Origin of the sequence: Terribacillus jepli (assembly GCF_047228925.1) — a bacterium.
Classification (GTDB): domain Bacteria; phylum Bacillota; class Bacilli; order Bacillales; family Amphibacillaceae; genus Terribacillus.
The window spans coordinates 90,092-113,890 of the sequence record NZ_JBFEGH010000002.1; the positions used below are offsets into that span (position 1 = coordinate 90,092).

Genomic DNA, 23,799 nt, shown 5'->3' on the forward strand with positions numbered 1-23,799 from the left:
TTAACATGGTCTTGTCCTATTGTATCACACTTCCATTTCAAGCCAAAAATAATGCCTTTGCTGAGAATACCAGCAAAGGCATGAGAATGGTCTTTCTTATTCATCGACAGGGAGAATGGAACCATCGTACTTCTCTTCGATGAATTGTTTGATCTCATCAGAATGAAGCACGTCCATCAATTTCTGCAATGCTTCGTTATCTTTATCCTCGGCACGAGCAGCAACGATGTTTGCATATGGAGAGTCTGTGCCTTCAAGAATCAATGCATCCTCGGAAGGTTTAAGATTTGCCTGCAAAGCATAGTTCGTGTTGATGACGACCAATGCGTCTTCTTCGGATTCGTACGTATCCGGCAAGAAGGCAGGATCAACTTCCATGCTGAACTTCAAGTTCTTTGGATTTTCTGCGATATCATCGAAAGTTGCATCAACAGGCTCGACGCCATCTTTGATCTTGATAAGACCTTCTTCTTGGAAGATGGATAGCACACGTCCTTGCTCGGCTACGTTACGACCCATGAGTACTTCTGTGCCATCTTTGATATCATCGATTTTCTTGATGTTTTTAGAGTAAACGCCCATTGGTTCCAAGTGAACACCGCCAAGGCTGATCAAATCATATCCAGTATCTGCATTGGAAGTCTCCAAGTAAGGGATATGCTGGAAGTAGTTAGCGTCCAGGTCGCCATTGGCCAAATCGTCGTTGGGAAGGACATAATCCTGATACTCTTCAATTTCAAGATCGACTCCTTCTTTTTCCAAAAGCGGTTTTGCTTCTTCAAGAATTTCTGCGTGTGGTGTGCTGGAAGCGCCCACTTTGATTGTTGTTGTTTCTTCATCGCCTGAGCCGCTATCGGAAGAACCGCAAGCTGCCAGGAATACCATGAAAACAGCCGATAAAATGACTAATAATGCCTTTTTCAATTGAATCCCTCTCCTTTATCGTTTATCTAATTTATTTGAAATCAAGTCTCCAATAAATTGGAAGACGAATACCACGATGACAATCAATAGCGTACAGATGAATACGACATCGAACTGCCGGCGCTGGAAACCGTAGAAGTAAGCGAAATCGCCTAATCCGCCTGCGCCGATCACACCAGCTACTGCTGTAGATCCGATAAGGGCGATCGCTGTTACCGTAATACCTGAGACAAGCGCCGGCATGGATTCTTTCAGCAATACCTTGAACATGATCGTACTGTTTTTCGCACCCATTGCCTTGGCAGCTTCAATTACCCCGTTGTCCACTTCTTTCAGCGCAATCTCCACAAGCCGCGCATAGAAAGGTGCAGACCCGATGATAAGTGCAGGCAATGCTGCCTCCGGTCCGCGGATCGTGCCGACGATAAAATCGGTGAATGGGAACAGCAGCAAAATCAGGATGATGAATGGAATGGCACGGAATACGTTGACTACCGCCGCCACGATCCAATAGACGATTTTGTTTTCCCACAGCTTCCCTTTACTAGTCAGATAAAGTAAAAGTCCAAGGATGATGCCGATGATGAAAGTACCGATCAAAGATAGGATCGTCATATAGAATGTCTCGTAGATGGCTGTGTTCAAATCTGCTATATCTACATTCGGAAACCATTTCTCAAACAAGTTCCTGCACCTCCGCTTTCACATTTGCACTGCGGATGAAGTCCAGTGCCTTCTCCACTTCCGCTTCACTGCCCACAAGCTGCAAAAACAGACTTCCGACTGCACCGGTTTGTGTCTGCAGTACATTCCCTTGAAGGATATTGATATCCACATCGAATTGTTTCGCAGTATGGCTGACAACTGTCTGGTTGACATTTTCGCCGGAGAAGGAAAGCTTCACGATCGTTCCTGACCCTTCTTTCAGCGCGGCCGCCGATAAGGATTCATATTGCTCACTTCCATCAAGCTGCTGAACAAAGCGCTTCGTGATCGCTTGCTGCGGATTTTGGAATACATGCGCTGCGTCGCCTGCTTCCACGACCTTGCCTGTATCCATTACGGCAACACGGTGGCAGATTTTGCGGATTACGTTCATTTCGTGCGTAATCATTACGATGGTCAAACCAAGCCGTTTGTTGATGTCTACCAGCAAATCAAGGATGCTATCTGTCGTTTCCGGGTCCAATGCTGATGTCGCTTCATCACATAGCAGCACTTTTGGATCGTTAGCGAGCGCTCTTGCAATGCCGACCCGCTGCTTCTGTCCGCCGCTTAATTGTGATGGATAGGCATTTTCGCGTCCTTTCAATCCGACCAGTTCAATCAATCGATCGACTTTGGTTTTTCTTTCTTTCTTTGGCACACCTGCTATCTCCAACGGAAAGGCGATGTTCTGGTGTACCGTACGGGACCACAGCAAATTGAAGTGCTGAAAAATCATCCCTATTTCTTGTCTGGCAAGTCGGAGTTCATTTTTATGCTGTTTGACGATGTCCTTGCCATTGATGATTATTTCACCGGCAGTCGGTTCTTCGAGACGGTTCAACAAGCGTACGAAGGTACTTTTACCAGCGCCGCTATACCCGATCACACCGAAAATCTCACCAGACTCTATCGTGAGGTCAAGCTGATCGACTGCTGTAATATTCTGTTTTTTTGTGCGATATATTTTGGAGAGGTTTTTGATGGTGATCAATATCCGCTCCTCCTTCCTCGTGTTGCTCTGCAAATATAAAAAAGCGTCTTTTTGTCATGAGAACAAAAAGACGCGGTTTTATGTGCGAAAATTGTTCTCTCATCTGTACAGGTTTCCCTGCAGGAATTGGCACCATACAGGAAAACCTGTGGTTGCCGGGCTTCATCGGGCCAGTCCCTCCGCCACTCTGGATAAGAGTTTTTATATATGATTGCTAAAAAGGAGTTTAGCACTAGTACAAAGTTCTGTCAACATATATTACAGTCTGGCTCCGGCTCCCAGAAACAAGAGAGCTTCCACAAGAAGAATATGCTGGTAATCCCCTTCCACAACTTGCCTGTTACATATACTGCGAAGCTGGACCTCGCCGGCAAGGAGCTGATGAAGTGTCTGTTCATCTGTACGAATATGCAAAAATCCATAAGGCTTTGAAGCTGGTGTCGTCAGACTGCTTCTATCAATATGCAAATCGAAATGGTCATCTTCCCATTCAATGAAGACCTTCAGCCGTTTGTCGTTGCATAAAGGCAACAGATCCTCCCTAGCTTCGATCTGTTGCTTGAGCTTTTTCAATTCTTCGATGATCATGCTCCATCCCCCCTTGCTTTGTATTTGGCTCCAAGTCACCAAATTTCCTGCAAGAAAAAACAGCTTTCCATTTGGAAAGCTGTTTATTCATCCAGCGTTTTCGCCAGCATATGCTGGACGGAATGAAACGCATATATTTTTTCCTGAACTTTTCCTTGTTTGAAGATAATGAGACAAGGGACGCTTTCAATCTGATATTCCTGCATGAAATCAGGAAATAGAGAGGCGTTCAGTTTATGATAATATTCCTGGCCCGTCACAGTCTCGACTGTCAGGAGCATTTTTTCGGCAAGCTGGCATGTGCCGCAAAACGGCGTGTGCACAAATATCCTTGCCTGTTCCTGCCCGATGACTCCCTGGACCTCTTTTTCGATGACGTTGATAATTCATCCCTTCTTTCTTCAGGCGAGGAAGAATGGATGCACCATGATGCTTCTGCTAAGCAAGGCCGTGGCCAATTCAGGTGCCGGGGTCGCCGCTACCTCTCGATAGGTTCTGTCTACGTAGATATGCTGGGCATGTGGAAGCTCTCGGGCCAGCTGTTTCCTCAGCTTATGCCCAGCACTGTCCTCATCCACCATGATATATACTTGCTTGTGATCCAAGTCATAGTCATACAACAGCTGTTCCAGCCGCTCGATGCCCAATGTACCATTGGTGCAGATGATCGTCACATCCTCATCGATGATTTTCTTAATCTGCTCTTTGTCCGAGCGCCCTTCCACGATAATGACCTTTTGTTCATCACCCATACTGGCATCACCTATTCTGATCGATATTTGATTGCTTCCTTGCCCGCGCTCCGAATGAAGGCAGCTTAGCAATAAAGCTTGCCATAGTATATGAAAGGAAACCGCTGCCCTTGCCAACAAGGGCAGCAAAAATTAATCCTCTTTGATTCTTCCTTCGTAATCCTCAACCGAAAGCAGGCTTTCATAAGCTGCTTCGTCGTCTGTTTCCACCACGATCATCCATGCTTTCTCGTATGGGGATTCATTCACGAATTCGGGACTGTCATCCAAATCTTCGTTCACAGCCACTACTTTACCGCTGATCGGAGCATACAGCTCGGATACTGTCTTGACAGATTCGACACTGCCAAATGGCTCGTCCGCTTTCAATTCATCACCAACGGATGGAAGTTCCACGAACACGATATCCCCGAGTTCATCCTGAGCGAAGTCGGTAATACCGATCCGGTACTGGTTGCCTTCTTCTTTTTTGATCCATTCATGTTCTTCCGTGTAACGTAGATCTTTCGGTAAGTTGCTCATTTTAATTCCTCCACCTATTTTCTACAAGAATAGCTAACATATTTACTATAAGAAATAATAGATAAAATTACCACCGATTCAGCTTATTTCGAAGCAGTTACAGCCTCATATGTTTCTTGCTTGAAACCGACGGCAGCAGTGTCCTCACCGATCAAAAGCGGACGCTTGATCAGCATACCGTTTTCAGACAGCCACGCCTTCGGCTGGTTATCATCTGCATCTTTGATTTTATCCTTATAGCCGCCCTCACGATAGACTTTCCCGCTCGTATTGAACAGTTTTGCAAGCGGCAGGCCGCTTTTATCCGCTGCTTCCTGAAGAACTTCAGGGCTTGGAGGGTTCTCGACGATATGTATTGCTTCATACGATACCTCATTCGCATCCAGCCATTTTTTTGCGTTTTTGCATGTACTGCAATTCGGGTACCAATAAAATCGGAACATGTTATCCCCTTCCTTTCCTACTGCTATTTTAGCATAGTCCTTTGCATCTTACGCACAGAATAAACCGATGGAACACGGGCACGATAGAAAAGAAAAAGGAGGGATCCCATGCCACCAGGAAACACAAACGATATCATGCTGCAGCCGCCGGAAATGATTTCTGAAAAAGACTTACTGTACTTGACCGATATGCTCAATTGGAATTTGAATGCAGCCAAGAAAGCACAGCATGCCGCCAGGGAAGTACAGCTTACAGATGCACAGGAAGCATTGCACACTGTCGGTCAGATGCATCAGCGCCATTATGATATGTTACTGGAACATTTACAGACGAAACCGCTTAATTAAGGGAGGAGGGAACGCTATGCCGCAGAACCAGAAGGTACAGAATCCGCAAACACCGGTACCGACGACACAGGATATGAATGATCGGGACCATGTGACTGATTTGCTTGCGACCGAAAAATATATGACAGCTTCATACAGCACTGCACTTAATGAAATGAGCAATCAATCGCTGTATGAAACAGTGGCTCGCATTTTCAAGGAATCACAGGATGCCCAGCGCAATTTGTATAATTTGATGTTCCAGCACGGCTGGTACAGCTTGGAACAAGCCCCGCAGCAGAAGGTGGAGCAAGCCTATCAGCAATTCAGCAACACACGCCAGGAACTTCCTTATATATGAGACAGATGGACAATCAGCTGCTGGTTGTCCTTTTTGTTTGAATCCAAAAAAATTATTGACGAATTGTGTACAAATCTGTAATATACTTGCATGTGCAACTATTTGAAAGGAGCAAAACATGGGCAGGAAACAGGACGAATTAGGACTGATTTTATCCAGGACTTACCTATCCTTGAAACGGGAAACTTCCCGTATGCTTCTACCGTTTGAACTGACACCTGAACAATTCTCCCTTGTTGCCGAATTGGACAAGCAGGATGATATCACACAAAAAGAGCTTGCCGGATTGACGGAGAGAGAACAGACAACTGTGACAAAGATTGTCGATAAACTTGTAAAGAAGGGTTTAGTGACCCGCGGACATGATCCGCATGACCGCAGGGCAATCCGCTTGCAGATTACGGCTGATGGCCGGGAACTGGTTCAACTTATCAAACCAAGGATAGAAGAAATCGAAAAACATGCGTACGGTGGGTTCCAACAAAGTGAAATTGAATTGCTGCATACTCTGATCCACAGGCTGCATCAGAATTTGCAGTGATTTTTTTCACCAAATACATGCACATGCAACTATTATAGAATGGAGTTTTTTATTTTGCGTTTACAACCATTACGGGAAATGTTTAAAATCCCAAATACGAAAGTCGGCATCACTTTTGCCATCATTGTCCCCTTACTTTTTTCCATCATTTGGTTGACAGGGTATCATGATGCAACCGATCATCTGGATCGTCTGCAAGCTGCCGTGGTCAATGAAGATGGTACACAGGCTGATGCATTGACCGATCAGATGATCGACAGCATGCCATTCGATGCAGAGCTCGCTTCCTTTGATGATGCGAAAGAACAGCTTGATCAAAACGACATTGCCATGCTGATCGTCATTCCAGAGGCATTCACTGAAAACTTGGCCAAACAGAGCGATACTTCCCTGAAGTTTTACATGAACAGTTCCAATTCACAAGTCGCCCTGTCGGCAGCTGAAAGTGCAGCCAGACAAATGACAGCTTCCATCGCTGGAACGAATGTACAAGCGGAAATCATCAAAGAAAATCCCATCAGTAACTTTGCAACTTCCATGGTTCCGATGATTCTCGGCTTCATCGTGTTCATCGCTGTCATGACAATGAATATTCAAATGAACATCGTCACGCAAATCATGAACCGCAAATTCGGCAAATGGCACGTCTTTTGGAACAAGCAGCTTCTTTTGCTGATCATCGGACTCGTCGTAACGACAATCACCGTTACGATTCACTACTTTGCAAATGATATTGCTGCTTCTTATATGCAGCTATGGGGCTACGAGCTGCTCGTCGTCTTTGCCTGTATCAGCTTCACCCAGATGAGCTTTGCTCTATTCGGTAATGCCGGCGCCTTATTCAATGTAGCGATGATTCCGTTCCAGCTGATGGCAGCGGGAAATATCATTCCGGCAGACCTATTGTCTCCTGTGTTCCGTGTGATTGGGAGCGCTCTGCCAGCTTCCAACGGGGTACAAGGCTTCAGTCAACTAATTTATGCAGGACAAAGTGTTTCCTCGACAATCCTTCACCTTGGATTGATACTGGTCATCACCTTCCTGCTTTCCTGTCTTGCATTGATGCTGAAGAAACAGCAGCCAATTCAATATGTTAAAAAAGACGAAACAGCTGCAGCTGTGTGAGAAAAGATCTCCGCTCATCAAGGCGGAGGTCTTTTTCCATCCATTACATTCTCTTTGCTTATTTCGCGGATTCATTCCCTAAACTCTACTTGCATCCTCTTGATTCAAAAGCTGAAGTTTGTCTCCCTCCTTATTTAAAAGTGAAATTCTTTTTAAATCGAAACGATTATGATTTACAAATCGAAATGATTACGATAGAATAGTTCCTTGTGAAAGAGTACGTGATTAGAAAGGTGATAGAAAATGACATCTATCCTTCAAATAGATAATATTAATTTTTCTTATGAACAAAAGGCAGCCTTGCGCGAAGTATCCTTGCAAGTGAGAAAAGGTGACTTCCTTGGTTTGATCGGACCCAATGGCGGAGGCAAAACAACTTTGATCAAGCTTGCCCTCGGACTGCTTCAGCCGAATAAAGGCTCCATCCAGCTTTTCGGACAGTCTGTTTCTTCCTTCAAAGAATGGAATAAGGTCAGCTTCGTTTCGCAAAAAGCGAATGCCTTCAACAAAGGATTCCCGGCCACTGTATTTGAAGTGGTTGCGATGGGTCTTACTCCAAAGATCGGTTATTTCCGCAGATTCTCGGCCAAGCACCGAGCTGCGGTGAAGCAGGCAGTGGCACAAGTGGATATGAGTGACTATTTGCATGAAAATATCAGCAGCCTGTCCGGCGGTCAGCAGCAGCGTGTTTTCATCGCCAGGGCGCTCGTCAGCCAGCCGGAATTGATCATCCTCGATGAACCGACGGTCGGGATCGATCATGCCAATGTAAAAGGTTTCTATGAATTACTGCAGCGCTTGAATAGTGAAAATGGACTGACGCTTGTGATGATCACCCATGATTTGGCGGGAATTGCACAATATGCGTCCAAACTGGTTTATTTGGATCAGCAAGTCCAATACGAAGGCAGTCCCGAACAATTCAGCCTGCCTGAATCCGATTTACACGTATTGCGAGGTATCCATGCATGATTGCAGACTTTCTTCAATTCGAATTTTTACGTAATACACTATATACTGGTCTGCTGATCGGCTTGATAGCCCCATTATTGGGCTGCTTCATCGTCGTCCGCAGGCTATCCTTGATCGCAGATGCTTTATCGCATGTGACGCTGGCCGGGATTGCTTTCGGCCTTTTAATGGAAAAGAAGCTGGCAACTCCTGTGATCTCGCCATTTTATGCAGGACTTAGCTTTTCCGTCATTGCTTCCTTGTTAATCGAAAAGCTTCGCAGCATGTTCCGCAACTTCCAGGAAATCGCCATTCCGATCATCCTATCCGGCGGAGTAGGATTAAGTGTCATTTTCATTTCATTGGCGAATGGATTCACGACCGATTTATTTTCATATTTATTCGGCTCGGTATCAGCTGTCAGCAGTGAAGATTTGCGGGTCATCATCATCATTTCCATCATCGTTTTGCTTGTGATCGGGGTCCTTTACAAACAGTTGCTCGTGCTCTCCTTTGATGAGGAACATGCGCGTGTCAGCGGCTTGCATGCAAAAGTGATCCACTTCATTTTCATGCTGCTGACTGCCCTTGTCATTGCAGCGAGCATCCGTATTGTCGGCGTACTGCTCGTAAGCGCCTTGATGACCATCCCTGTCGCTGCAGCCATCCGGCTGGCAAAGGGATTCAAACAGGCAATGATTCTTGCAATTCTCTTCGGCGAGACTTCCGTTATTGTCGGGTTGTTCTCGGGTTATTATTTTGAAATACCGCCAGGGGGAACCATCGTCGTTGTATCCATCCTTATTCTTCTGTTGAGTTTCATCGTTCAAAAGCTGCTGCTTGCGAACAAACGAAAAACTGCATTCGAGAAAGGAGTTTCCTGATATGCGAGTGGAAGAGGGCATTGCTGTACTGAAAGAAAATGGTCATAAATATACCGACAAACGTGCGGATATCTTATCCTATTTCATCCATGCAAAAGGGTATCGAAGTGCTAAAGCACTGCTTGCGTTCATGGAAACCAGCTATAAGGGCATCAGCTTGGATACGATTTACCGTAATCTTCGTCTTTTTGAACAGCTGGAACTGCTGGAATCCCGCGAGAAAAATGGTGAGAAGCTGTTCAAGATCGCTTGTAAAAGTGGCTCGCATCATCATCATTTCATTTGCGAAAGCTGCGGGCTGACCAAGCCGCTTCAGAAATGTCCGCTGCCGGTTTACACAGATGAATTGGCGGATTATCATATAAATACACACGCATTCGAGCTTTATGGACTTTGCCCGACGTGTCACAACCGCTAAGGAGTCGATGTATATGCCAATCATTACCGTCAAAATGCTGGAAGGCCGTACAGATGAACAAAAGGAACAAATGATCAAGAAAATGACCGATGTAATGGTCGAGACGACAGGTGCACGCGAGGAAGCAGTTTCCATCGTCATCGAAGAAATGAACAAAGCAAATTACGGTGTGGCAGGAAAACGCCTATCCTAATGAAAAAGCAGCATGCTCACCCTGAGCATGCTGCTTTTTGCTTTCAAATACTATTCCCCTATATTAAGCTCATGTCTTTCAGAGGTGATAGGGGATCCCAAGGTGTCATTTCTTCGCTTTTGCCTTCCCACGTTTTTTCACAGAATCACTTCCTCCAGCACTTTCTTCTCCTCTTGATCGAAAAGGTTTTTGCTATCGGTTTGCTGAACTTGCTTCTGCATATAGCTTTCCATCAACTTCGCTTCTTCTGCATTGCCAACGAGGTGGATGCTTTTCCATTCCTTATCCTTGGCAAGCTTATCGAGATCGGGCGCCAATGACTTATACCAGCGTTTTTGGTTGGCTTCCCACCGGTTCTCGATTGTATCCTTTTTCGATCCCTTTCCGCCTTTACCTTTGATGGACAATGCGCGCTGGGGACTTGCCTGCACCTTCCATCTCTCAGTATCCAAATCCATTTCATATAGTTTCGTGTCATTGATTTTTCCTAGCACGGCGTCAATCACTTTGACTTGATTTTTTTGTACCAGAATCACTCCCGATTCCGGGAATCGTTCATACAGCAACTGGAATTGTTCCAGCTTCGGCTCATCCTCCCAGTGAAATTCCGTTGTTACAGGCATTTGCAAGCATTCGGCAAACCAAATATCTTCTGCTGATGCAAACACGACGCAGCTTTTTTTCATGCTTTGACCGTTGTCCTCCAAAAAAGCTTTCACCTTGTCCTTCACTTTCAAGAATTGTTCCAATTCTCCCGGATCATTCTTGAGATATGTCTCGAAATTTTTCAAACCATTTTTTACGTGAATCTTCCATTTCCCACCCGCCTGGTCACGATCGGCAGGGTCGGTGTTCACATACATGCTAAGTACTTTCTGAGGATGGCGCTTGGCTTTTTGTGCAAGTTTCTCCATGTCTTTCGCGTAACACAAACTGCAATCACTCCTCTTCCAGATTTGCTTGATACAACTAGCATATAGCACTACATACCACATTCATGCCACTTGAAACGTTAAAAAATAAGTAAAGGAGGGAATGATGTTAAGATACAACCACGTCACCCGAAGGCTGTGAAAAATCATGTTAAAACGGACCAGGACACAAATCCTGCAATTCACCTCAATTGGTATACTGAATGCAGCAGTCGATTTGGCTGTGCTGAATTTATTACTACTTATTTGGCCGACAAAAAATAATCTTTTACTGTTATTATTTAATACAATCAGCTATTTGATATGTATCTGGAACAGTTATTATTGGAATACAAGATATACGTTCCGCAGTCAAAAGAAATCGAATATAACCGAAAAGGGTTTATTCTTCGCCCAAGCCTTGATTGCGTTAGTAATCAGTAATCTTGTATTCATCGCCGGTGTTGCTATCCTTGGAGCTACGGCGTTTATCTCGATTCCGGCTTATGTGGAAAACAATATAGCAAAAGGAGCAGCGATGTTCCTTTCCTCCGCCAGCAGCTTCTTGTTCATGAAATACATTGTGTTCAAAAGAAAAAAATAGCGACTGGAACATAACCTGAAAGAATATGTCCAAAATTGAATGATATTTTCCAGCCTCGCTCCAGCAGAACACTCCGCTTTCCACGGGCTTCGGCAGCCTAACATCGCACGAAGAAACTTGATTGGCATTTCCAGGAGCCTCCGCGCTCGAATCACACTAGTAAATACTATTACAAAACAAAAAACCGAACTGACGTAATCTTTGTTTAAAAGAATCACGTCGAGTTCGGCTTTTTTAGTTAAATCATTTTATCCCGGCATCTATTTTCATGTTTGACTATATACAGCACGTCGATCGACCAATGCCTGGCTTGCATGGTCCAAATTTTGAATGTCAGCTTTGATGCCGTATTCCCGATATTTCAGCACAAGCTTATCCAATGCCCCGACAGCTGAATCATCCCATAGTCTTGCTTCCTGAAAATCCAGGACGATTTGCTTGGTTGTTTCCTGTTTAGGGTTGAAGCTTGCCAGAAAATCAGTCACTGAAACGAAGAACAATTGACCTTTGATTTTATATACCTTAGTCTCCCCCTGCATTATCTCTTTGACATCCACCTTGGAGATTTTAGCAGCAAAGAATACGGCGCTCATCAACACCCCAATGATGACGCCAATCGACAGATTATCTGTCCACACCACTGCAATCACTGTCACAATCATGACCACTGCGTCAGTCAACGGCATCCGGTGCAGATTCCGTACCGATGACCAGTCAAATGTCCCGATGCTGACCATGAACATGACAGCAACGAGTGCTCCCATCGGGATTTGCACCAAAACATCCTGGAATACGAGAATCAGCAGCATAAGAAAAGCACCTGCAATAAAGGTCGATAAGCGGGTACGCCCTCCTGCTTTTACATTGATGACGGATTGTCCGATCATGGCACAGCCAGCCATACCGCCGAAGAACCCAGCAGTAATATTGGCAATTCCCTGACCTCGTGCTTCCCGGTTTTTATTGCTGTTTGTGTCCGTATATTCATCCAGCAGCTGCGCTGTCAGGAATGTCTCCATCAAACCGACGATCGCCAAAGCGATTGCATAAGGGAAAATGATTTGTAATGTCTCCATATTGAATGGGACATCAGGGATCAAGAATGAAGGCAACGCTTGCTTCAGCTCACCCATATCACCGACTGTTTTGGTCGAGCTATGTGTAAAGATGGCGATGATGGTCATCACAACAATGGCTACCAGCGGTGATGGAATAGCCTTCACAAATCTCGGCAGTACATAGATAATCAGCAAGGCACCTGCTGCAAAAGCATAAATTTGCCATGATTCACCTTTGAAATGTACAAGCTGGGCCATGAAGATCAAGATTGCCAAGCTGTTGACGAATCCAGTCATAACCGGCCGCGGAATGAAAATCATCAGTCTTGCAACTTTGAAAATGCCGAATAAAATTTGAATGATACCGGTCAAAATGGTCGTTGCAAAAAGATACTGCAGTCCGTGGTCAGCCACAAGACTTCCCATCACAAGTGCCATCGCACCCGTGGCTGCAGATATCATCGCAGGTCTTCCCCCTGCAAATGAAATGACAACGGCAATACAGAAGGAAGCATACAATCCGACCATCGGATCGACACCGGCAATGATCGAAAAGGCTATCGCTTCCGGAATGAGTGCTAAAGCGACTAAAATACCGGATAAAACATCCTTGGGTACGTTGGAGAACCATGCTTCTTTTATATTTGTAATCATGAACGAAATAAACTCCTATCTCTTAACTTACGGCAGGTTATTATACCATATTTTTTAGACTTGTTGCAGCTGCGTATACGTGCAGCGAAAACTGGACATATTGTATAAAAAAAGCAGCAGGTGAACAATGATGAAACATGTCAAAGCAATAGTTCTGAAAGGCATCTTTGCCTTTGCCATCCTTTATCTCTTCGCAGGTTTAATCTATCAATTATCCTTTACCAAAGTAGTGCAGCTGACAGTTGTCCTGACAGTTATCGGCTACTTGATCGACATGGCATTGCTGCCAGGTAAAACAAATAAAAAAACAGGATGGCTCGATTGTATATTCTTCACCATTGTCAGCTGGATGCTCATATTCTTAGCGGCAGATGAGAGTCTACATCCATTGATAGGGGCAATTCCCGCAAGTCTGATCCTAGCTTGGCTGGATGGGACATTCTTGCATGCCTATGTGCGGAAATATGTGATAAGGAATGGGAAAGACCAATATTATAATGTCATCTTCCTGGATCAGTTTCGTACAAAGATTGCTGGGAATCTGCCAGTTCGCGGACCGCATAAGGATTCTTGAAGCTATGAACAGAAGAAAGCCCGTGGAGTGAATTCCACGGGCTCTTTTTTATGGTTTTGGATCCCATTTGATGATGATTCCGCATTCGGTCAAACCGCCGCCGAATCCGTATAATAGCATTGTATCACCATCTTTGACCTTATTTTCTTGTAATCCGAAATCGAAAGCCAAAGGTATTGTAGCGGAAGATGTATTACCAGCTGTAGCCATGCTGGTAAGTGTCTTTTCCACTGGATAATCCAGGCGATCACAGATAGACTCGATCATCCGCATATTGGCACTATGCGGGATGAACCAATCGATATCATCCATGGACATATTAGCTTCTTCCACTAGTTTCTTGACACCTTTTGGTACACCGGAAACGGCCCATTTATATACTTCACGTCCATTCTGAACCAATTTCCCTGGGTTCATGAGCTCTTCCCCGCCCATTGTCGTGGACAAGCCAGTTTGGTAAAGATGGCGGCCGCCTTCTCCTTTTGTTCCCATATGGAAGCCGAAGAAACCAGGATTTTCAGCATCGTACTCTACCAATGCAGCACCAGCACCGTCACCGAATAGGATACAGCTAGTACGATCGGTATAATCAGTGATTTTGGACAATGTCTCTCCGCCCAAAACAAGTACTTTTTTATGCAAACCGGAAGAAATCAACCCGTTAGCCATATGCAGCCCGTAAACAAAGCCTGCGCATGCACCGCCCAGATCAATTGCGCCCGTGTTTTTCAGTCCCAACCTTGCTTGCAGCTGACTCGACACACTAGGGAATTTATATTCACCTGTCACTGTAGCTACAAGAATCAAGTCTACATCTTCCAATGACTTGTTGAAATTCTTTGCAAGGTTCCTTGCCGCTTGTTCACATAAATCTGTTACATATTCATCTTCAGCAGCGATTCTTCTTTCTTTGATACCAGTTCGCTGGACAATCCATTCATCAGAAGTATCGACCATTTTTTCAAAATCTGCATTGGTCAGTACCTTTTCTGGGATATATGTTCCAATTGCTGTTATGCGTGCTTTGGATTCCATATTATCTGCCTCCTTCACATCTGCTTCCATTATACCATCTAGTTTTAATACCTGGTACTAAAAAGAGTAAATTAATTTTCCTTTTTCTCTGCATTGGAAGCCAGGAGCTCTAAAACGGCATCATCCATCGGTGGGTTGTGCAATCCGGCACGCACATCCCGATAATGCTGCTCGAAGTCTTGGGACTTGGCAAGTCCTCTGCCGCCGGCAATCCGCATCGCCAGGTCCACTACCTTGGAAGCAGCTTTCGTTGCATTCACTTTCACCGCTGCCAGCTCAGGCCCCATGTATTGTTGCTTCTCAGGATAGCTATCCCACAAGCTGGCAACATGATACATAAAATGTCTGGCCTGCATCAATTCCAAGTCCATTTCACCGATTTTCTCCCGGATATGCGGAACACTGATAATCGGTTTATTCAATGTATTCGGCTGAAAGGTTTTGGCAAATTTGACAGCTTCATCTCGTGCGCTTTTGGCAATGCCTAAATAACAGGCAGGAATATGCAGCAAAGATCCTTTTGGCCCGGACTTCTTCTTAGTTCTTTCCACATAATGATTTGCCGGTACCTTAACCTGTTCCAAAATCAAATCATCACTTCCGGTTGCACGCATTCCCATCGGATTCCAAGTCTTTTCGACACGCCCCCCATTTATTTCCCTGGAAATCAAAAAGCTGCCGACAGCATCTTCTTCTTCTACAAAAGCCGTGACAAGATAATAATCCAAGTCAGCTGCCATGGATGTGAATGTCTTACGACCGGTGATTATATAATGATCTCCCTCCCGCTTGGCGCAAGTTTCGGGAATGCCGCCGCGGGTAGGGCTGCCTGTTTTCGGTTCAGATGCTGCACGATTCACTATTTTACGATCCTGGACGACTTCCTTCAAGAATCCTTCGAACATCCCATCTGGCCAATCGGCATTTTCACTTAAATCCTGCATTGTACTAAGGTGCCAGCCAATCGATAAAGCAGCAGCCCCATCTCCAGCAGCGACCGTTTCCTGTGCCAAAAGAAAATCATGAAGATTAGCTCCATCCCCACCATGTGCCTTTGGTATAGTCAGCAATGTATAAGCTGTCGTACGAAATGCTTGCACCACTTGTGGTGCAAGCTGTGCCTGCTCATCCCCAATCCGTTTATATTTTCTTGCCACTTCTGCCACTTGATTGGCCTTTTTTAGTATATGTTCATCATGTGCCATTATCATGTACCGTACCTCCTCATTTCTCTTCTCTATTCTAGAGAAAATCAGAAAAGAATACAAAAAAACCCGCTCAAGAGAGCGGGTTCTATCTTACATACTCATACCCATATGCATGTGACCGGAAGTCATCAGCCAGTAAGTACCGACAATGATGACGATAGCGATGAAGAAACCGAAAAGTGTATTCCCGGAAATCAATCCACCGTCTTCTCCTTCTGTCATGTGCATGAACATAACAAGCTGCAATGCTGCTTGGATGACGGCAAAAATCAAGATGATGATGAATATCGTTGATGATGACCAGTCAGTCCATAGCGCTGTTGCGAAGGCGACGAGTGTCAACGCGATCGAAATCAAAAAGCCGATGATATGCTTCCAAGGGAAATGTCCTTTTTTCGTTTGTTGACTCATATTAACTCACCATCCCCATCAAGTAGACGCATGTGAAGATAAAGATCCAAACAACGTCTAGGAAGTGCCAATAAAGACTTGAGATAAATACTTTAGATGCTGTTTTTGGTGTAAGTCCTCTTCTTGCAAGTTGAATCAATAGAAGAATGATCCAGCCGATACCGATCGAAACGTGCAGACCGTGTGTACCAAGCAAGATGAAGAAAATGGACCAATGAGCACTTGTGCTCAGTGTAACACCTTCGTGTACGTAATGTACGAATTCATACAACTCATAACCGATGAATCCTGCACCAAGGATGAGTGTGATGATCATCCAGATAATAACGCCTTTTACATTGTTCGCACGCATTTCGTGAATGGCGATACCGCAAGTGAAACTACTTGTCAAAAGCAGCATTGTCATAATCATGACAAGACCAGCTTCGAACATCTCAGTTGAGGTCGGGCCGTCACCTACACGTGATTGCAACGCGAAATAGGATGCGAATAATGTCGAGAATAAAGCGATCTCTGCACCAAGGAAGGTCCAGAAACCGGTGATGTTCAATCGACCGACTTCTGATTGATATTCCAATGGAGCGTTGGGGTTCACATTGTGATCATGTGCCATATCTTCACAACCTCCTTATTTATTCGCTTTCGCTTCTGTTTCTTTTATTTCTTCCACACTGATGTAATAACCGTCATTGTAATCGAATGAACGAACGATCATTGTGATGAAGATACCGATTGCACCTACGATACCCATCCAATACCAATGGAACACTAGGCCGAATCCTGCAAATCCCATCAAGACGGACATGATTGCCGGTACAGCGGAGTTGTTTGGCATGTGAATCGGTTTGTAATCAACATTCTTCTGCTTATCGAGGCCTTTTTCTTTCATATCCCAATAAGGATCAAGACCTGTCACTTCCGGAAGAACTGCAAAGTTGTAATGCGGCGGGATAGAAGAGCTTGTTGCCCATTCCAGGTTACGTCCAAGACCCCATGCATCGCCGGTTTTTTCTCTTGGTGCATATCTCCAGCTGTAGTAGATGTTATACACGAAGATGATGAATGCAAGACCCATCAGGAAGGCACCGACTGTGGAAATGAAGTTCAAACCAGTCCAGCCATCTTCCGGTAAATAAGTGGAAATACGTCTTGGCATACCGTCCAACCCTAGGAAGTACTGCGGGAAGAAACATACATTGAAGCCAATGATGAAAATCCAGAATGCCCATTTACCGATTTTTTCGTTCATTTTATGTCCGAACATTTTCGGGTACCAGTAAATCAAACCTGCGAAACAAGCAAATACAGTACCAGAGATCAACACATAGTGGAAGTGAGATACTAGGAAGTACGTATTGTGATACTGATAGTCAGCTGCTGCCATCGCAAGCATAACCCCTGTCACCCCACCGATAACGAAGTTCGGGATGAAGGCAAGGGACCAAAGCATCGGCGTCGTAAAGGTGATACGCCCTCGATACATCGTGAATAGCCAGTTGAATATCTTGACCCCGGTAGGGATGGAAATAGCCATTGTTGTAATAGAGAAGAAACTATTCGCTTCTGCACTATTACCCATTGTGAAGAAGTGGTGAACCCATACTAGGAAGCTCAACACAGAAATCGTCACAATGGACACAACCATCGCTTTGTAGGCGAATAGCTGTTTTCTTGCAAATGTCGAAATGATCTCCGAGAAGATCCCGAACGCAGGAAGTATAACGATATATACTTCAGGGTGACCCCATACCCAGAACAAGTTGACCCAAAGCATCGGGTTACCATCACCATGCAAGGTGAAGAGTACGGAACCGAATAGACGGTCGAATGTCTGCATTGCCAAGGCTACTGTAAGTACTGGGAATGCAAAGATGATGATCAGCATTGTGATCAGCGTTGTCCATGTGAACATGGACATTTTCATCAATGTCATACCTTTCGTACGCATCTTCAAGATGGTTACGAAGAAGTTGATACCTGTCATCAATGTACCGATACCAGCAATCTGGATACCAAGTAAGTAGTAGTTCTGACCAGGACCCGGGCTGAAATCATTCGTCGCAAGCGGCGTATATCCTGTCCAGCCGGCATCCGGTGAACCACCGATGATGAAGGAAATATTGAATAGAGCCATACCGACAAAGAATGTCCAGAAGCTCAAGTTGTTCAAGAACGGGAAGGCAACGTCACGCGCACCGATTTGCAACGGTACGATGTAGTTGATCAAACCGATCAGGAATGGCATCGCCATGAAGATGATCATGATGACACCGTGTGTCGAGAATACTTCGTTATAATGCTGCGGATCAAGGAATTCCATGTTTGGTGTTGCAAGCTGTGTACGCATCATCAAACCGTCGACTCCACCGCGGAATAGCATCAATAGGGCACTAAGGATGTACATGATACCCAATTTTTTATGGTCGACAGAAGTCAGCCATTCTTTCCATAGCCACGTCCACTTTTTAAAATAAGTAAGGGCAGCAACTGCAGCGATCGATCCAAGCAAAATACTTATTTGTGCACCTAGGATCAACGGATCGCCAGTGATGATAAACTCATTCCATTTTAAGTCCAAAATTCTTCCCCCTCTCTCTGTTACTCGTGACTCGCATGCGCATGTTCATCATTGTCCATGTCTTCATCCGAGTAGTCTACAGTATTGTCTTGCTGATAGTATGGAATCTCATCTTCCGGCAAGATATTTTGGGATTTGTCTTTCGCATGCGGGTTCTTCGGCTCATAGCCTAAACGATCCCATGCTTCCAATGTGTATTCCGCATCTTTGGAATGGTCGATCCATTGCAAGTGCGTACCATTGAATTCAGCTGTTCCGTCATAAACACCAGGAATCAGAAGGTTGTCATACTTGTATTGTGTCAGTTCTGGAGCGGAGTCCTGTACTTCTTCCACCCACTGGTCGTAATCGGCTTCTTCCTCAGCATAGACTTTGAATCGCTGTTCATTAAAGCCTTCGCCTGTGAAGTTTGCGTTGCGGCCATCGTAGACACCAGCTTCATCAGCTTGCAGATAAAGCGTTGTCTGCATGCCTGCCATGTTGTATTTCTGACCTCCAAGGCTTGGAATCCATAGAGCAGCCATGGAATCGGCAGATGTCAGTTTGAATTCCACCGGACGGTGAATCGGGATGTGCAGATAGTTCACTGTTTCAATATCTTCATCCGGATAGGTGAATACCCACTTCCAGTTGATGGATGTTGCATGGATCACCAGCGGATCTTCACTCGCAGCTTCAGCCGTTTTCGGCTCCGGCGCTTTCTCTAGTGAATAAATGGTTCTTACAGTTGGAACAGCCAAGATAACGACGATGATGATCGGGATGATCGTCCAGATCGTCTCAAGCAGCATGCTGCCATGTAATTCAGGGCTGTACTTATCGTGATCCTTTCTTTCTCTGTACTTGACAAGGATGATTGTCAACAGTACGAATACAACCGCAACGATTGTAAGCATGAAGATGATCGATAGAATAATAAGGTCACTTTGCTGACTTGCCACTGGTCCTTTCGGATCGAGCACTTCCGGTGTAGAACAGCCGGCGAGCATTAGCGGCAGGGCAAGGAACAACAGAAGACTTAAGGGTTTCAATTTTTTAAGCATGCGCCTGCTTCCCTTCCTTTCTTTACCTGAGTTCACGAATGTGCCATTTTCCCTCTGCATAAGAAAACGACCCTTCGCTTTAATAGGGTTTTGATAAGTATTTCACAATGAGCCTTCCGCAATACCATAAGAGTAGCAGAAATTTCAGATGGAAACACACAATCACACTGCCTGACAGGCAGTGTCTGACAACAATCCAGAAACTAGTGTAATACAAAGCAGCCAAAAAGACCAGACTTGCCTAGTAAGTAAACAGTTCATTTTTCATTCTAACACCAGCAAAAAGAGAGAATAAGAACAAGTATTGAACAAAATTTGAACGTTTTATGTAATTTGGCTTCAATGACTGGATAACCAACCGTTATTTGGTTTTGCTGTAATACACCGTATTGCGCACCGTCTTTCCATCCGCGTGCAGGCTGTCGCAATAATGTATCCCTTCCAGCTGGTAGCCGAGCCGTTCCGGAACGGCCCGGCTTGCACTGTTTTCCTCATCACACAGTATCTGGACCCGACGGACACCGAGCTCAGTGAAAGCATACTCCGTTTGCGCCTCGACCGCTTCGGTCATAAACCCCTGACCCGTATGGCGCGTATCCATCCAGTAGCCTATTTCGACTTTAGGGATATCCCAATCGATTGCGTGAAAGCCGCTGGAAGCAATGAAACTTCCCGTATCCTTACGAAAGATGAGCATGCGCAAGTTCGTCCGATTGATCCAATTTGCAACCGACTCCCTGATATTTTCTTCCGTATCCTCCGGCGTCGGCAATTCCTGGGCAAACGGCAGCCAGCGCTTCAACTCCGGCAAGGACGCTTTGATCGCATCATTCACAGCTTTTCCATCACCGACTTGCGGCTGCCTGATGATAAGACGTTCTGTTTCGATAGTAGTCTTGAAGTCTCTTACGATTGGATTCATGACCTGCTTCCCTCCCAGAAATTTCTTCTAGTATGCAGGAAGCCATCAGGACTTGCAATAAGTTCAGGCCACTTCAGCTGCTTTTTTCTCCTCCCGGTAGGAAACAGCAGATAATAGTATACCAATTATGGAAATTCCGGCTCCTATAATGGAAAGCCATGTGTAACCTAGATTTGCATCGAGCACGATACCGCCTATATAAGCACCGCTGGCATTTGCCAGATTAAAAGCTGAAACACTTGCGGCTGCTGCAATTGTCGGTCCTTCCTTTGCTGCCATGACGATTTTTGACTGCAATAATGGTGTCGTTCCAAATGCACCTGCTCCAAATAGCCCGATAACCAAAACAGCCGTGATGGCATAGGGTGTAGCCAGCGGAAACAGCAATAGGATGACTGTCAGTACCGCAAACACATAGATAAGCGTCCTGGTCACATTCCCCCCAGCTAACTTTGGAGTAGAGAAGTTGCCTATGACGCTGCCCATTCCAAAGAAGAATAGACTGATCATAATCCCTAGACCGCCAAAGCCGGTGATGGAACGTAATAATGGTTCAATATACGTATAAGCGGTGAATACACCCGAATAGCCAAAAATGATAATGGCAATCGTCAGCAGTACTTGCTTATGCTTGAACACACTGAGTTCCTGCTTGATGCGCGGTGTTTGTTCCGGCTTCGTATTAGGCGCACAAATGAGCAAGCCAATCATACCTATCACCCCAAGAAATGCAATAAGCCAGAATACGAGTCGCCACTCGATAAGCGAACCAAGATAGGCTCCGAATGGCACACCAATCATGATGGCAATCGTCAGCCCGCCATTGACGGCTGCAATCGCCTGGACCCGTTTGCGCGGCTCCACCAGTTCACTCGCCATGACGAATGCCAACGCAAAAAACGGGCCATGGATAAAAGCGGACGTAACCCTTGAGACGAGTAAAACTGCAAAATTCGGTGCAGTCGCACTAATAATATTACTGATGATGAATACCAGCATGAATAAAAGCAGCATCGGCTTACGAGGCAGCTTGACCGAAAGTGTGGTCATAAGCGGACCAAATACCGCCACGCCAAGCGCATACATGCTTACCACAAGGCCGGCAGCTGCAATCGTCACCCCAAGGTCCTGCGCAATATGTGTCAACACACCCGTCACTACATATTCCGTCGTCCCGATGGAAAAAGCACAGATCATCAACACGGCAATCACTGTCGCGGGCTTGAACTGTCTGCTTGCTAAAGACATCTTGACTCCTCCTTTTTCTGACATGACATTGGCTAAAGATACAACAGATACGTGCTCGATACAAACCAAAACTCATTAATTTAACAAAAAAATCATAGGAAGCGGATTCAAATATTTTGATAGGTTTTGAAAGTTAAAGGCAGGGGAATTCCATGAGGAGGATTACAGCGCTCAGCTGTTGTGAAAGTACTTAAGGAGGAACAGATATGCTTTATGCGTTCATCATTCTATCATTTGTCATTGTTACGTTCGGAATTGCCTATTATTCCTGGCGAAAGACGAAGGGAATCGACCTTGCTACTTCGGACGGCTATTTCCTTGGAGGCCGCAGTCTGACAGGTATAGCCATCGGAAGCTCCATGCTATTGACAAATCTCTCCACAGAGCAGCTTGTCGGACAGAACGGTCAGACATTCGGCGGCAACTTCACTGCAATGGCATGGGAAGTCACATCCCCGCTCGCACTATTCGTCCTTGCATTTCTATTTCTTCCTCGTTATTTGAAAACAGGAATCACAACCATTCCTGATTTCCTTGAACAGCGATTCGATATGCGGACGCGTCAGTTTGTTTCTGTTTTGTTCATTCTTGGCTATATGACTTCATTCTTGCCAACGGTCCTTTATTCCGGGGCATTGGTACTGGATTCTATTTTCAACATAACTGGCGGCTTACATATCAGTACTTTTTGGGCCGTTGCATTGATTGCTGGTGTAATCGGGTTAGTCAGTCTTGGATACGTTGTATTTGGAGGATTACGTGCAATTTCAGCTGCTGACACCTTATACGGCATCGCCTTGATCATCAGTGGAATAGGTATTCTGCTGCTTGGCCTTTGGGCTTTGGGAGACAGCAGCATCACTGGCGGTATCGATAAGCTAATCGACAATCATCCTGAAAAACTGAATGCAATCGATAGCAGCAATGATGCCAATGTTCCTTGGCCGACAATCTTTACCGGATTGCTTGTAAACAACTTGTTCTACTGGGCAGCCAACCAAGCAATCGTCCAGAAATCACTAGGTGCTAAAAATCTGGCCGAGGGACAAAAAGGCGTCCTGCTGACAGGATTCTTCAAGTTGTTCGGCGTTCTTTATCTGCTATTGCCTGGTACGATAGCATTCCATCTTTACGGCGACACATTGAAAACTGCGGATGATGCCTATCCGACTTTGATCATCGATTTGCTGCCGACCGCCATAACCGGTATTTTTGCAGCCATCCTGTTCGGTGCCATTCTCAGCTCGTTCAATGGTGCATTAAGCAGTACGATGACATTGTTCACGTTGGACTTGTACAAGCCTATTTTCCGTAAGAATGCAACAGACTCCGAGCTTGTGAAAGCAGGTCGTCTATTCGCAATTGCAGTAGGTGTCATTTCCATTATCATTGCACCATTCATCATCTTCTTCCCTAGCGGATTATACAATTATCTGCAGGAGATGTTCGGATTCATCAACGTACCGATCGTGGCAGCCATTTTCATAGGATTCTTTACCAAACGGGTACCAGCTTTTGCGGTCAAGACCGCTATTGTTACCCACTTAATCTTATATGGGCTGTCCAAACTGCTATTCGGAGAAGTACATTTCCTTTATGTATTGGCGATCCTCTTCCCGTTCAGCTTGCTGCTTATGATTGCACTCGGCAAATGGAAGCCGCGGAAAGAGCCTTACGTACTAAGAGATGCAGAGGTTGTCGATATGACGCCTTGGAAATACGCGAAGCCGTTTGCCATCTTCATTACCATTTGCATCATCGGCCTGTATATCCTTTTCTCCCCTTGGGGAATTGCAGCCTAAGTGAAAAAGCGACCATTGCTGGT

The 23,799-nt window shown here is 45.2% G+C and carries 29 protein-coding genes and 1 riboswitch; of the genes, 11 read left to right on the forward strand and 18 right to left on the reverse strand.

The window, feature by feature from the left end; genetic code table 11:
• Positions 1-96: 96 nt before the first annotated feature.
• The 8 genes from AB1K91_RS02820 to AB1K91_RS02855 form a co-directional block, all read right to left on the reverse strand.
• The gene (locus AB1K91_RS02820; RefSeq protein WP_413087957.1) at positions 97-924 is read right to left on the reverse strand and encodes a MetQ/NlpA family ABC transporter substrate-binding protein; all 828 of its coding nucleotides are present in this window, start codon (positions 922-924) and stop codon (positions 97-99) included.
• A 15-nt stretch (positions 925-939) separates the two neighbouring features.
• Positions 940-1,608, reverse strand: a complete 669-nt coding sequence (locus AB1K91_RS02825; protein WP_170829557.1) for a methionine ABC transporter permease — start codon at positions 1,606-1,608, stop codon at positions 940-942.
• A complete protein-coding gene (locus AB1K91_RS02830) occupies positions 1,601-2,623 on the reverse strand; it encodes a methionine ABC transporter ATP-binding protein (RefSeq protein ID WP_413087959.1) in 1,023 nt (340 codons plus the stop codon). The genes AB1K91_RS02825 and AB1K91_RS02830 overlap by 8 nt, the downstream gene beginning before the upstream one ends.
• 96 nt (positions 2,624-2,719) lie before the next feature.
• Positions 2,720-2,821, reverse strand: a riboswitch (SAM riboswitch).
• A 60-nt stretch (positions 2,822-2,881) separates the two neighbouring features.
• Positions 2,882-3,211 (reverse strand): hypothetical protein, encoded by a 330-nt coding sequence (locus AB1K91_RS02835; RefSeq protein ID WP_413087961.1) that lies wholly within the window; start codon positions 3,209-3,211, stop codon positions 2,882-2,884.
• Positions 3,212-3,294: 83 nt separating this feature from the next.
• On the reverse strand, positions 3,295-3,534 hold the full coding sequence (locus AB1K91_RS02840) for a thioredoxin family protein (RefSeq protein WP_413087963.1): 240 nt from the start codon (positions 3,532-3,534) through the stop codon (positions 3,295-3,297).
• 78 nt (positions 3,535-3,612) lie between these two features.
• A complete protein-coding gene (locus AB1K91_RS02845; protein ID WP_413087965.1) occupies positions 3,613-3,963 on the reverse strand; it encodes a toprim domain-containing protein in 351 nt (116 codons plus the stop codon).
• A 132-nt stretch (positions 3,964-4,095) separates the two neighbouring features.
• Positions 4,096-4,485: a glycine cleavage system protein GcvH gene (gcvH, locus tag AB1K91_RS02850; protein ID WP_093725748.1), complete on the reverse strand. Its 390-nt coding sequence runs from the start codon at positions 4,483-4,485 to the stop codon at positions 4,096-4,098.
• A gap of 83 nt (positions 4,486-4,568) precedes the next feature.
• Positions 4,569-4,928 carry an arsenate reductase family protein gene (locus AB1K91_RS02855; protein ID WP_413087967.1) on the reverse strand — a complete coding sequence of 120 codons (360 nt, stop codon included), beginning with the start codon at positions 4,926-4,928 and terminating at the stop codon, positions 4,569-4,571.
• 108 nt (positions 4,929-5,036) lie between these two features.
• Between AB1K91_RS02855 and AB1K91_RS02860 the strand changes: the two genes are divergently transcribed.
• The 8 genes from AB1K91_RS02860 to thmT all read left to right on the forward strand — a co-directional run bounded on the left by AB1K91_RS02860 (position 5,037) and on the right by thmT (position 9,728).
• On the forward strand, positions 5,037-5,276 hold the full coding sequence (locus AB1K91_RS02860; RefSeq protein ID WP_413087969.1) for a hypothetical protein: 240 nt from the start codon (positions 5,037-5,039) through the stop codon (positions 5,274-5,276).
• A 16-nt stretch (positions 5,277-5,292) separates the two neighbouring features.
• Complete coding sequence (locus tag AB1K91_RS02865) at positions 5,293-5,616, forward strand: spore coat protein (RefSeq protein ID WP_413087971.1); 324 nt, start codon at positions 5,293-5,295, stop codon at positions 5,614-5,616.
• 118 nt (positions 5,617-5,734) lie between these two features.
• Positions 5,735-6,157 (forward strand): MarR family winged helix-turn-helix transcriptional regulator, encoded by a 423-nt coding sequence (locus AB1K91_RS02870; protein WP_413087973.1) that lies wholly within the window; start codon positions 5,735-5,737, stop codon positions 6,155-6,157.
• 54 nt (positions 6,158-6,211) lie between these two features.
• Positions 6,212-7,282: a YhgE/Pip domain-containing protein gene (locus tag AB1K91_RS02875; RefSeq protein WP_413087974.1), complete on the forward strand. Its 1,071-nt coding sequence runs from the start codon at positions 6,212-6,214 to the stop codon at positions 7,280-7,282.
• A gap of 243 nt (positions 7,283-7,525) precedes the next feature.
• The gene (locus tag AB1K91_RS02880) at positions 7,526-8,254 is read left to right on the forward strand and encodes a metal ABC transporter ATP-binding protein (RefSeq protein ID WP_413087976.1); all 729 of its coding nucleotides are present in this window, start codon (positions 7,526-7,528) and stop codon (positions 8,252-8,254) included.
• Positions 8,251-9,117, forward strand: coding sequence for a metal ABC transporter permease (locus AB1K91_RS02885; protein ID WP_413087977.1), 867 nt, complete (start codon positions 8,251-8,253; stop codon positions 9,115-9,117). The genes AB1K91_RS02880 and AB1K91_RS02885 overlap by 4 nt, the downstream gene beginning before the upstream one ends.
• Before the next feature lies 1 nt (position 9,118).
• On the forward strand, positions 9,119-9,535 hold the full coding sequence (locus tag AB1K91_RS02890) for a Fur family transcriptional regulator (RefSeq protein WP_413087979.1): 417 nt from the start codon (positions 9,119-9,121) through the stop codon (positions 9,533-9,535).
• Between the two features lie 13 nt (positions 9,536-9,548).
• The gene (thmT, locus tag AB1K91_RS02895; protein WP_413087981.1) at positions 9,549-9,728 is read left to right on the forward strand and encodes a 2-hydroxymuconate tautomerase; all 180 of its coding nucleotides are present in this window, start codon (positions 9,549-9,551) and stop codon (positions 9,726-9,728) included.
• 137 nt (positions 9,729-9,865) lie between these two features.
• Here thmT and AB1K91_RS02900 read toward each other — a convergent pair whose 3' ends face one another.
• The gene (locus AB1K91_RS02900; RefSeq protein ID WP_413087983.1) at positions 9,866-10,660 is read right to left on the reverse strand and encodes a VLRF1 family aeRF1-type release factor; all 795 of its coding nucleotides are present in this window, start codon (positions 10,658-10,660) and stop codon (positions 9,866-9,868) included.
• 148 nt (positions 10,661-10,808) lie between these two features.
• Between AB1K91_RS02900 and AB1K91_RS02905 the strand changes: the two genes are divergently transcribed.
• Entirely contained in the window at positions 10,809-11,243 is a 435-nt protein-coding gene (locus tag AB1K91_RS02905) for a GtrA family protein (protein WP_413087985.1), read from the forward strand.
• A gap of 266 nt (positions 11,244-11,509) precedes the next feature.
• Here the strand turns inward: AB1K91_RS02905 and AB1K91_RS02910 are convergent, their stop codons facing one another.
• Positions 11,510-12,955: a SulP family inorganic anion transporter gene (locus AB1K91_RS02910; RefSeq protein ID WP_413087986.1), complete on the reverse strand. Its 1,446-nt coding sequence runs from the start codon at positions 12,953-12,955 to the stop codon at positions 11,510-11,512.
• 127 nt (positions 12,956-13,082) lie between these two features.
• Here AB1K91_RS02910 and AB1K91_RS02915 point away from each other — a divergent pair, with 127 nt between their 5' ends.
• Entirely contained in the window at positions 13,083-13,529 is a 447-nt protein-coding gene (locus AB1K91_RS02915; RefSeq protein WP_413087987.1) for a DUF2512 family protein, read from the forward strand.
• A gap of 48 nt (positions 13,530-13,577) precedes the next feature.
• On the opposite strand, the gene AB1K91_RS02920 is transcribed toward AB1K91_RS02915, so the two are convergent.
• The 8 genes from AB1K91_RS02920 to AB1K91_RS02955 form a co-directional block, all read right to left on the reverse strand.
• Entirely contained in the window at positions 13,578-14,564 is a 987-nt protein-coding gene (locus AB1K91_RS02920; RefSeq protein WP_413087989.1) for a ketoacyl-ACP synthase III, read from the reverse strand.
• 71 nt (positions 14,565-14,635) lie between these two features.
• Positions 14,636-15,775 (reverse strand): acyl-CoA dehydrogenase family protein, encoded by a 1,140-nt coding sequence (locus AB1K91_RS02925; RefSeq protein WP_413087990.1) that lies wholly within the window; start codon positions 15,773-15,775, stop codon positions 14,636-14,638.
• 87 nt (positions 15,776-15,862) lie between these two features.
• Positions 15,863-16,183, reverse strand: coding sequence for a cytochrome aa3 quinol oxidase subunit IV (qoxD, locus tag AB1K91_RS02930; RefSeq protein WP_093725734.1), 321 nt, complete (start codon positions 16,181-16,183; stop codon positions 15,863-15,865).
• 1 nt (position 16,184) lies between these two features.
• Complete coding sequence (qoxC, locus tag AB1K91_RS02935) at positions 16,185-16,796, reverse strand: cytochrome aa3 quinol oxidase subunit III (RefSeq protein ID WP_093725733.1); 612 nt, start codon at positions 16,794-16,796, stop codon at positions 16,185-16,187.
• 15 nt (positions 16,797-16,811) lie between these two features.
• A complete protein-coding gene (gene qoxB / locus AB1K91_RS02940; protein ID WP_413087993.1) occupies positions 16,812-18,761 on the reverse strand; it encodes a cytochrome aa3 quinol oxidase subunit I in 1,950 nt (649 codons plus the stop codon).
• A gap of 20 nt (positions 18,762-18,781) precedes the next feature.
• Positions 18,782-19,804: a cytochrome aa3 quinol oxidase subunit II gene (qoxA, locus tag AB1K91_RS02945; protein WP_413087995.1), complete on the reverse strand. Its 1,023-nt coding sequence runs from the start codon at positions 19,802-19,804 to the stop codon at positions 18,782-18,784.
• Positions 19,805-20,165: 361 nt separating this feature from the next.
• On the reverse strand, positions 20,166-20,726 hold the full coding sequence (locus AB1K91_RS02950) for a GNAT family N-acetyltransferase (protein ID WP_413087997.1): 561 nt from the start codon (positions 20,724-20,726) through the stop codon (positions 20,166-20,168).
• A gap of 63 nt (positions 20,727-20,789) precedes the next feature.
• On the reverse strand, positions 20,790-21,974 hold the full coding sequence (locus AB1K91_RS02955; RefSeq protein WP_413087998.1) for an MFS transporter: 1,185 nt from the start codon (positions 21,972-21,974) through the stop codon (positions 20,790-20,792).
• Between the two features lie 206 nt (positions 21,975-22,180).
• Between AB1K91_RS02955 and AB1K91_RS02960 the strand changes: the two genes are divergently transcribed.
• A complete protein-coding gene (locus AB1K91_RS02960) occupies positions 22,181-23,776 on the forward strand; it encodes a solute:sodium symporter family transporter (protein WP_413088000.1) in 1,596 nt (531 codons plus the stop codon).
• Positions 23,777-23,799: the final 23 nt, after the last annotated feature.

Excerpts from the sequence above, each read along its gene's own strand:
- AB1K91_RS02845 (WP_413087965.1), bottom strand. The coding sequence starts at position 3,963 with ATGGGTGATGAACAAAAGGTCATTATCGTGGAAGGGCGCTCGGACAAA.
- AB1K91_RS02890 (WP_413087979.1), top strand. The coding sequence starts at position 9,119 with ATGCGAGTGGAAGAGGGCATTGCTGTACTGAAAGAAAATGGTCATAAA.
- AB1K91_RS02960 (WP_413088000.1), top strand. The coding sequence starts at position 22,181 with ATGCTTTATGCGTTCATCATTCTATCATTTGTCATTGTTACGTTCGGA.
- AB1K91_RS02885 (WP_413087977.1), top strand. The coding sequence starts at position 8,251 with ATGATTGCAGACTTTCTTCAATTCGAATTTTTACGTAATACACTATAT.
- AB1K91_RS02855 (WP_413087967.1), bottom strand. The coding sequence starts at position 4,928 with ATGTTCCGATTTTATTGGTACCCGAATTGCAGTACATGCAAAAACGCA.
- AB1K91_RS02955 (WP_413087998.1), bottom strand. The coding sequence starts at position 21,974 with ATGTCTTTAGCAAGCAGACAGTTCAAGCCCGCGACAGTGATTGCCGTG.
- AB1K91_RS02880 (WP_413087976.1), top strand. The coding sequence starts at position 7,526 with ATGACATCTATCCTTCAAATAGATAATATTAATTTTTCTTATGAACAA.
- AB1K91_RS02925 (WP_413087990.1), bottom strand. The coding sequence starts at position 15,775 with ATGATAATGGCACATGATGAACATATACTAAAAAAGGCCAATCAAGTG.
- AB1K91_RS02915 (WP_413087987.1), top strand. The coding sequence starts at position 13,083 with ATGATGAAACATGTCAAAGCAATAGTTCTGAAAGGCATCTTTGCCTTT.
- AB1K91_RS02870 (WP_413087973.1), top strand. The coding sequence starts at position 5,735 with ATGGGCAGGAAACAGGACGAATTAGGACTGATTTTATCCAGGACTTAC.
- AB1K91_RS02920 (WP_413087989.1), bottom strand. The coding sequence starts at position 14,564 with ATGGAATCCAAAGCACGCATAACAGCAATTGGAACATATATCCCAGAA.
- qoxD (WP_093725734.1), bottom strand. The coding sequence starts at position 16,183 with ATGAGTCAACAAACGAAAAAAGGACATTTCCCTTGGAAGCATATCATC.
- gcvH (WP_093725748.1), bottom strand. The coding sequence starts at position 4,485 with ATGAGCAACTTACCGAAAGATCTACGTTACACGGAAGAACATGAATGG.
- AB1K91_RS02835 (WP_413087961.1), bottom strand. The coding sequence starts at position 3,211 with ATGATCATCGAAGAATTGAAAAAGCTCAAGCAACAGATCGAAGCTAGG.
- AB1K91_RS02950 (WP_413087997.1), bottom strand. The coding sequence starts at position 20,726 with ATGAATCCAATCGTAAGAGACTTCAAGACTACTATCGAAACAGAACGT.
- AB1K91_RS02860 (WP_413087969.1), top strand. The coding sequence starts at position 5,037 with ATGCCACCAGGAAACACAAACGATATCATGCTGCAGCCGCCGGAAATG.
- AB1K91_RS02905 (WP_413087985.1), top strand. The coding sequence starts at position 10,809 with ATGTTAAAACGGACCAGGACACAAATCCTGCAATTCACCTCAATTGGT.
- qoxC (WP_093725733.1), bottom strand. The coding sequence starts at position 16,796 with ATGGCACATGATCACAATGTGAACCCCAACGCTCCATTGGAATATCAA.
- AB1K91_RS02910 (WP_413087986.1), bottom strand. The coding sequence starts at position 12,955 with ATGATTACAAATATAAAAGAAGCATGGTTCTCCAACGTACCCAAGGAT.
- qoxA (WP_413087995.1), bottom strand. The coding sequence starts at position 19,804 with ATGCTTAAAAAATTGAAACCCTTAAGTCTTCTGTTGTTCCTTGCCCTG.
- AB1K91_RS02865 (WP_413087971.1), top strand. The coding sequence starts at position 5,293 with ATGCCGCAGAACCAGAAGGTACAGAATCCGCAAACACCGGTACCGACG.
- thmT (WP_413087981.1), top strand. The coding sequence starts at position 9,549 with ATGCCAATCATTACCGTCAAAATGCTGGAAGGCCGTACAGATGAACAA.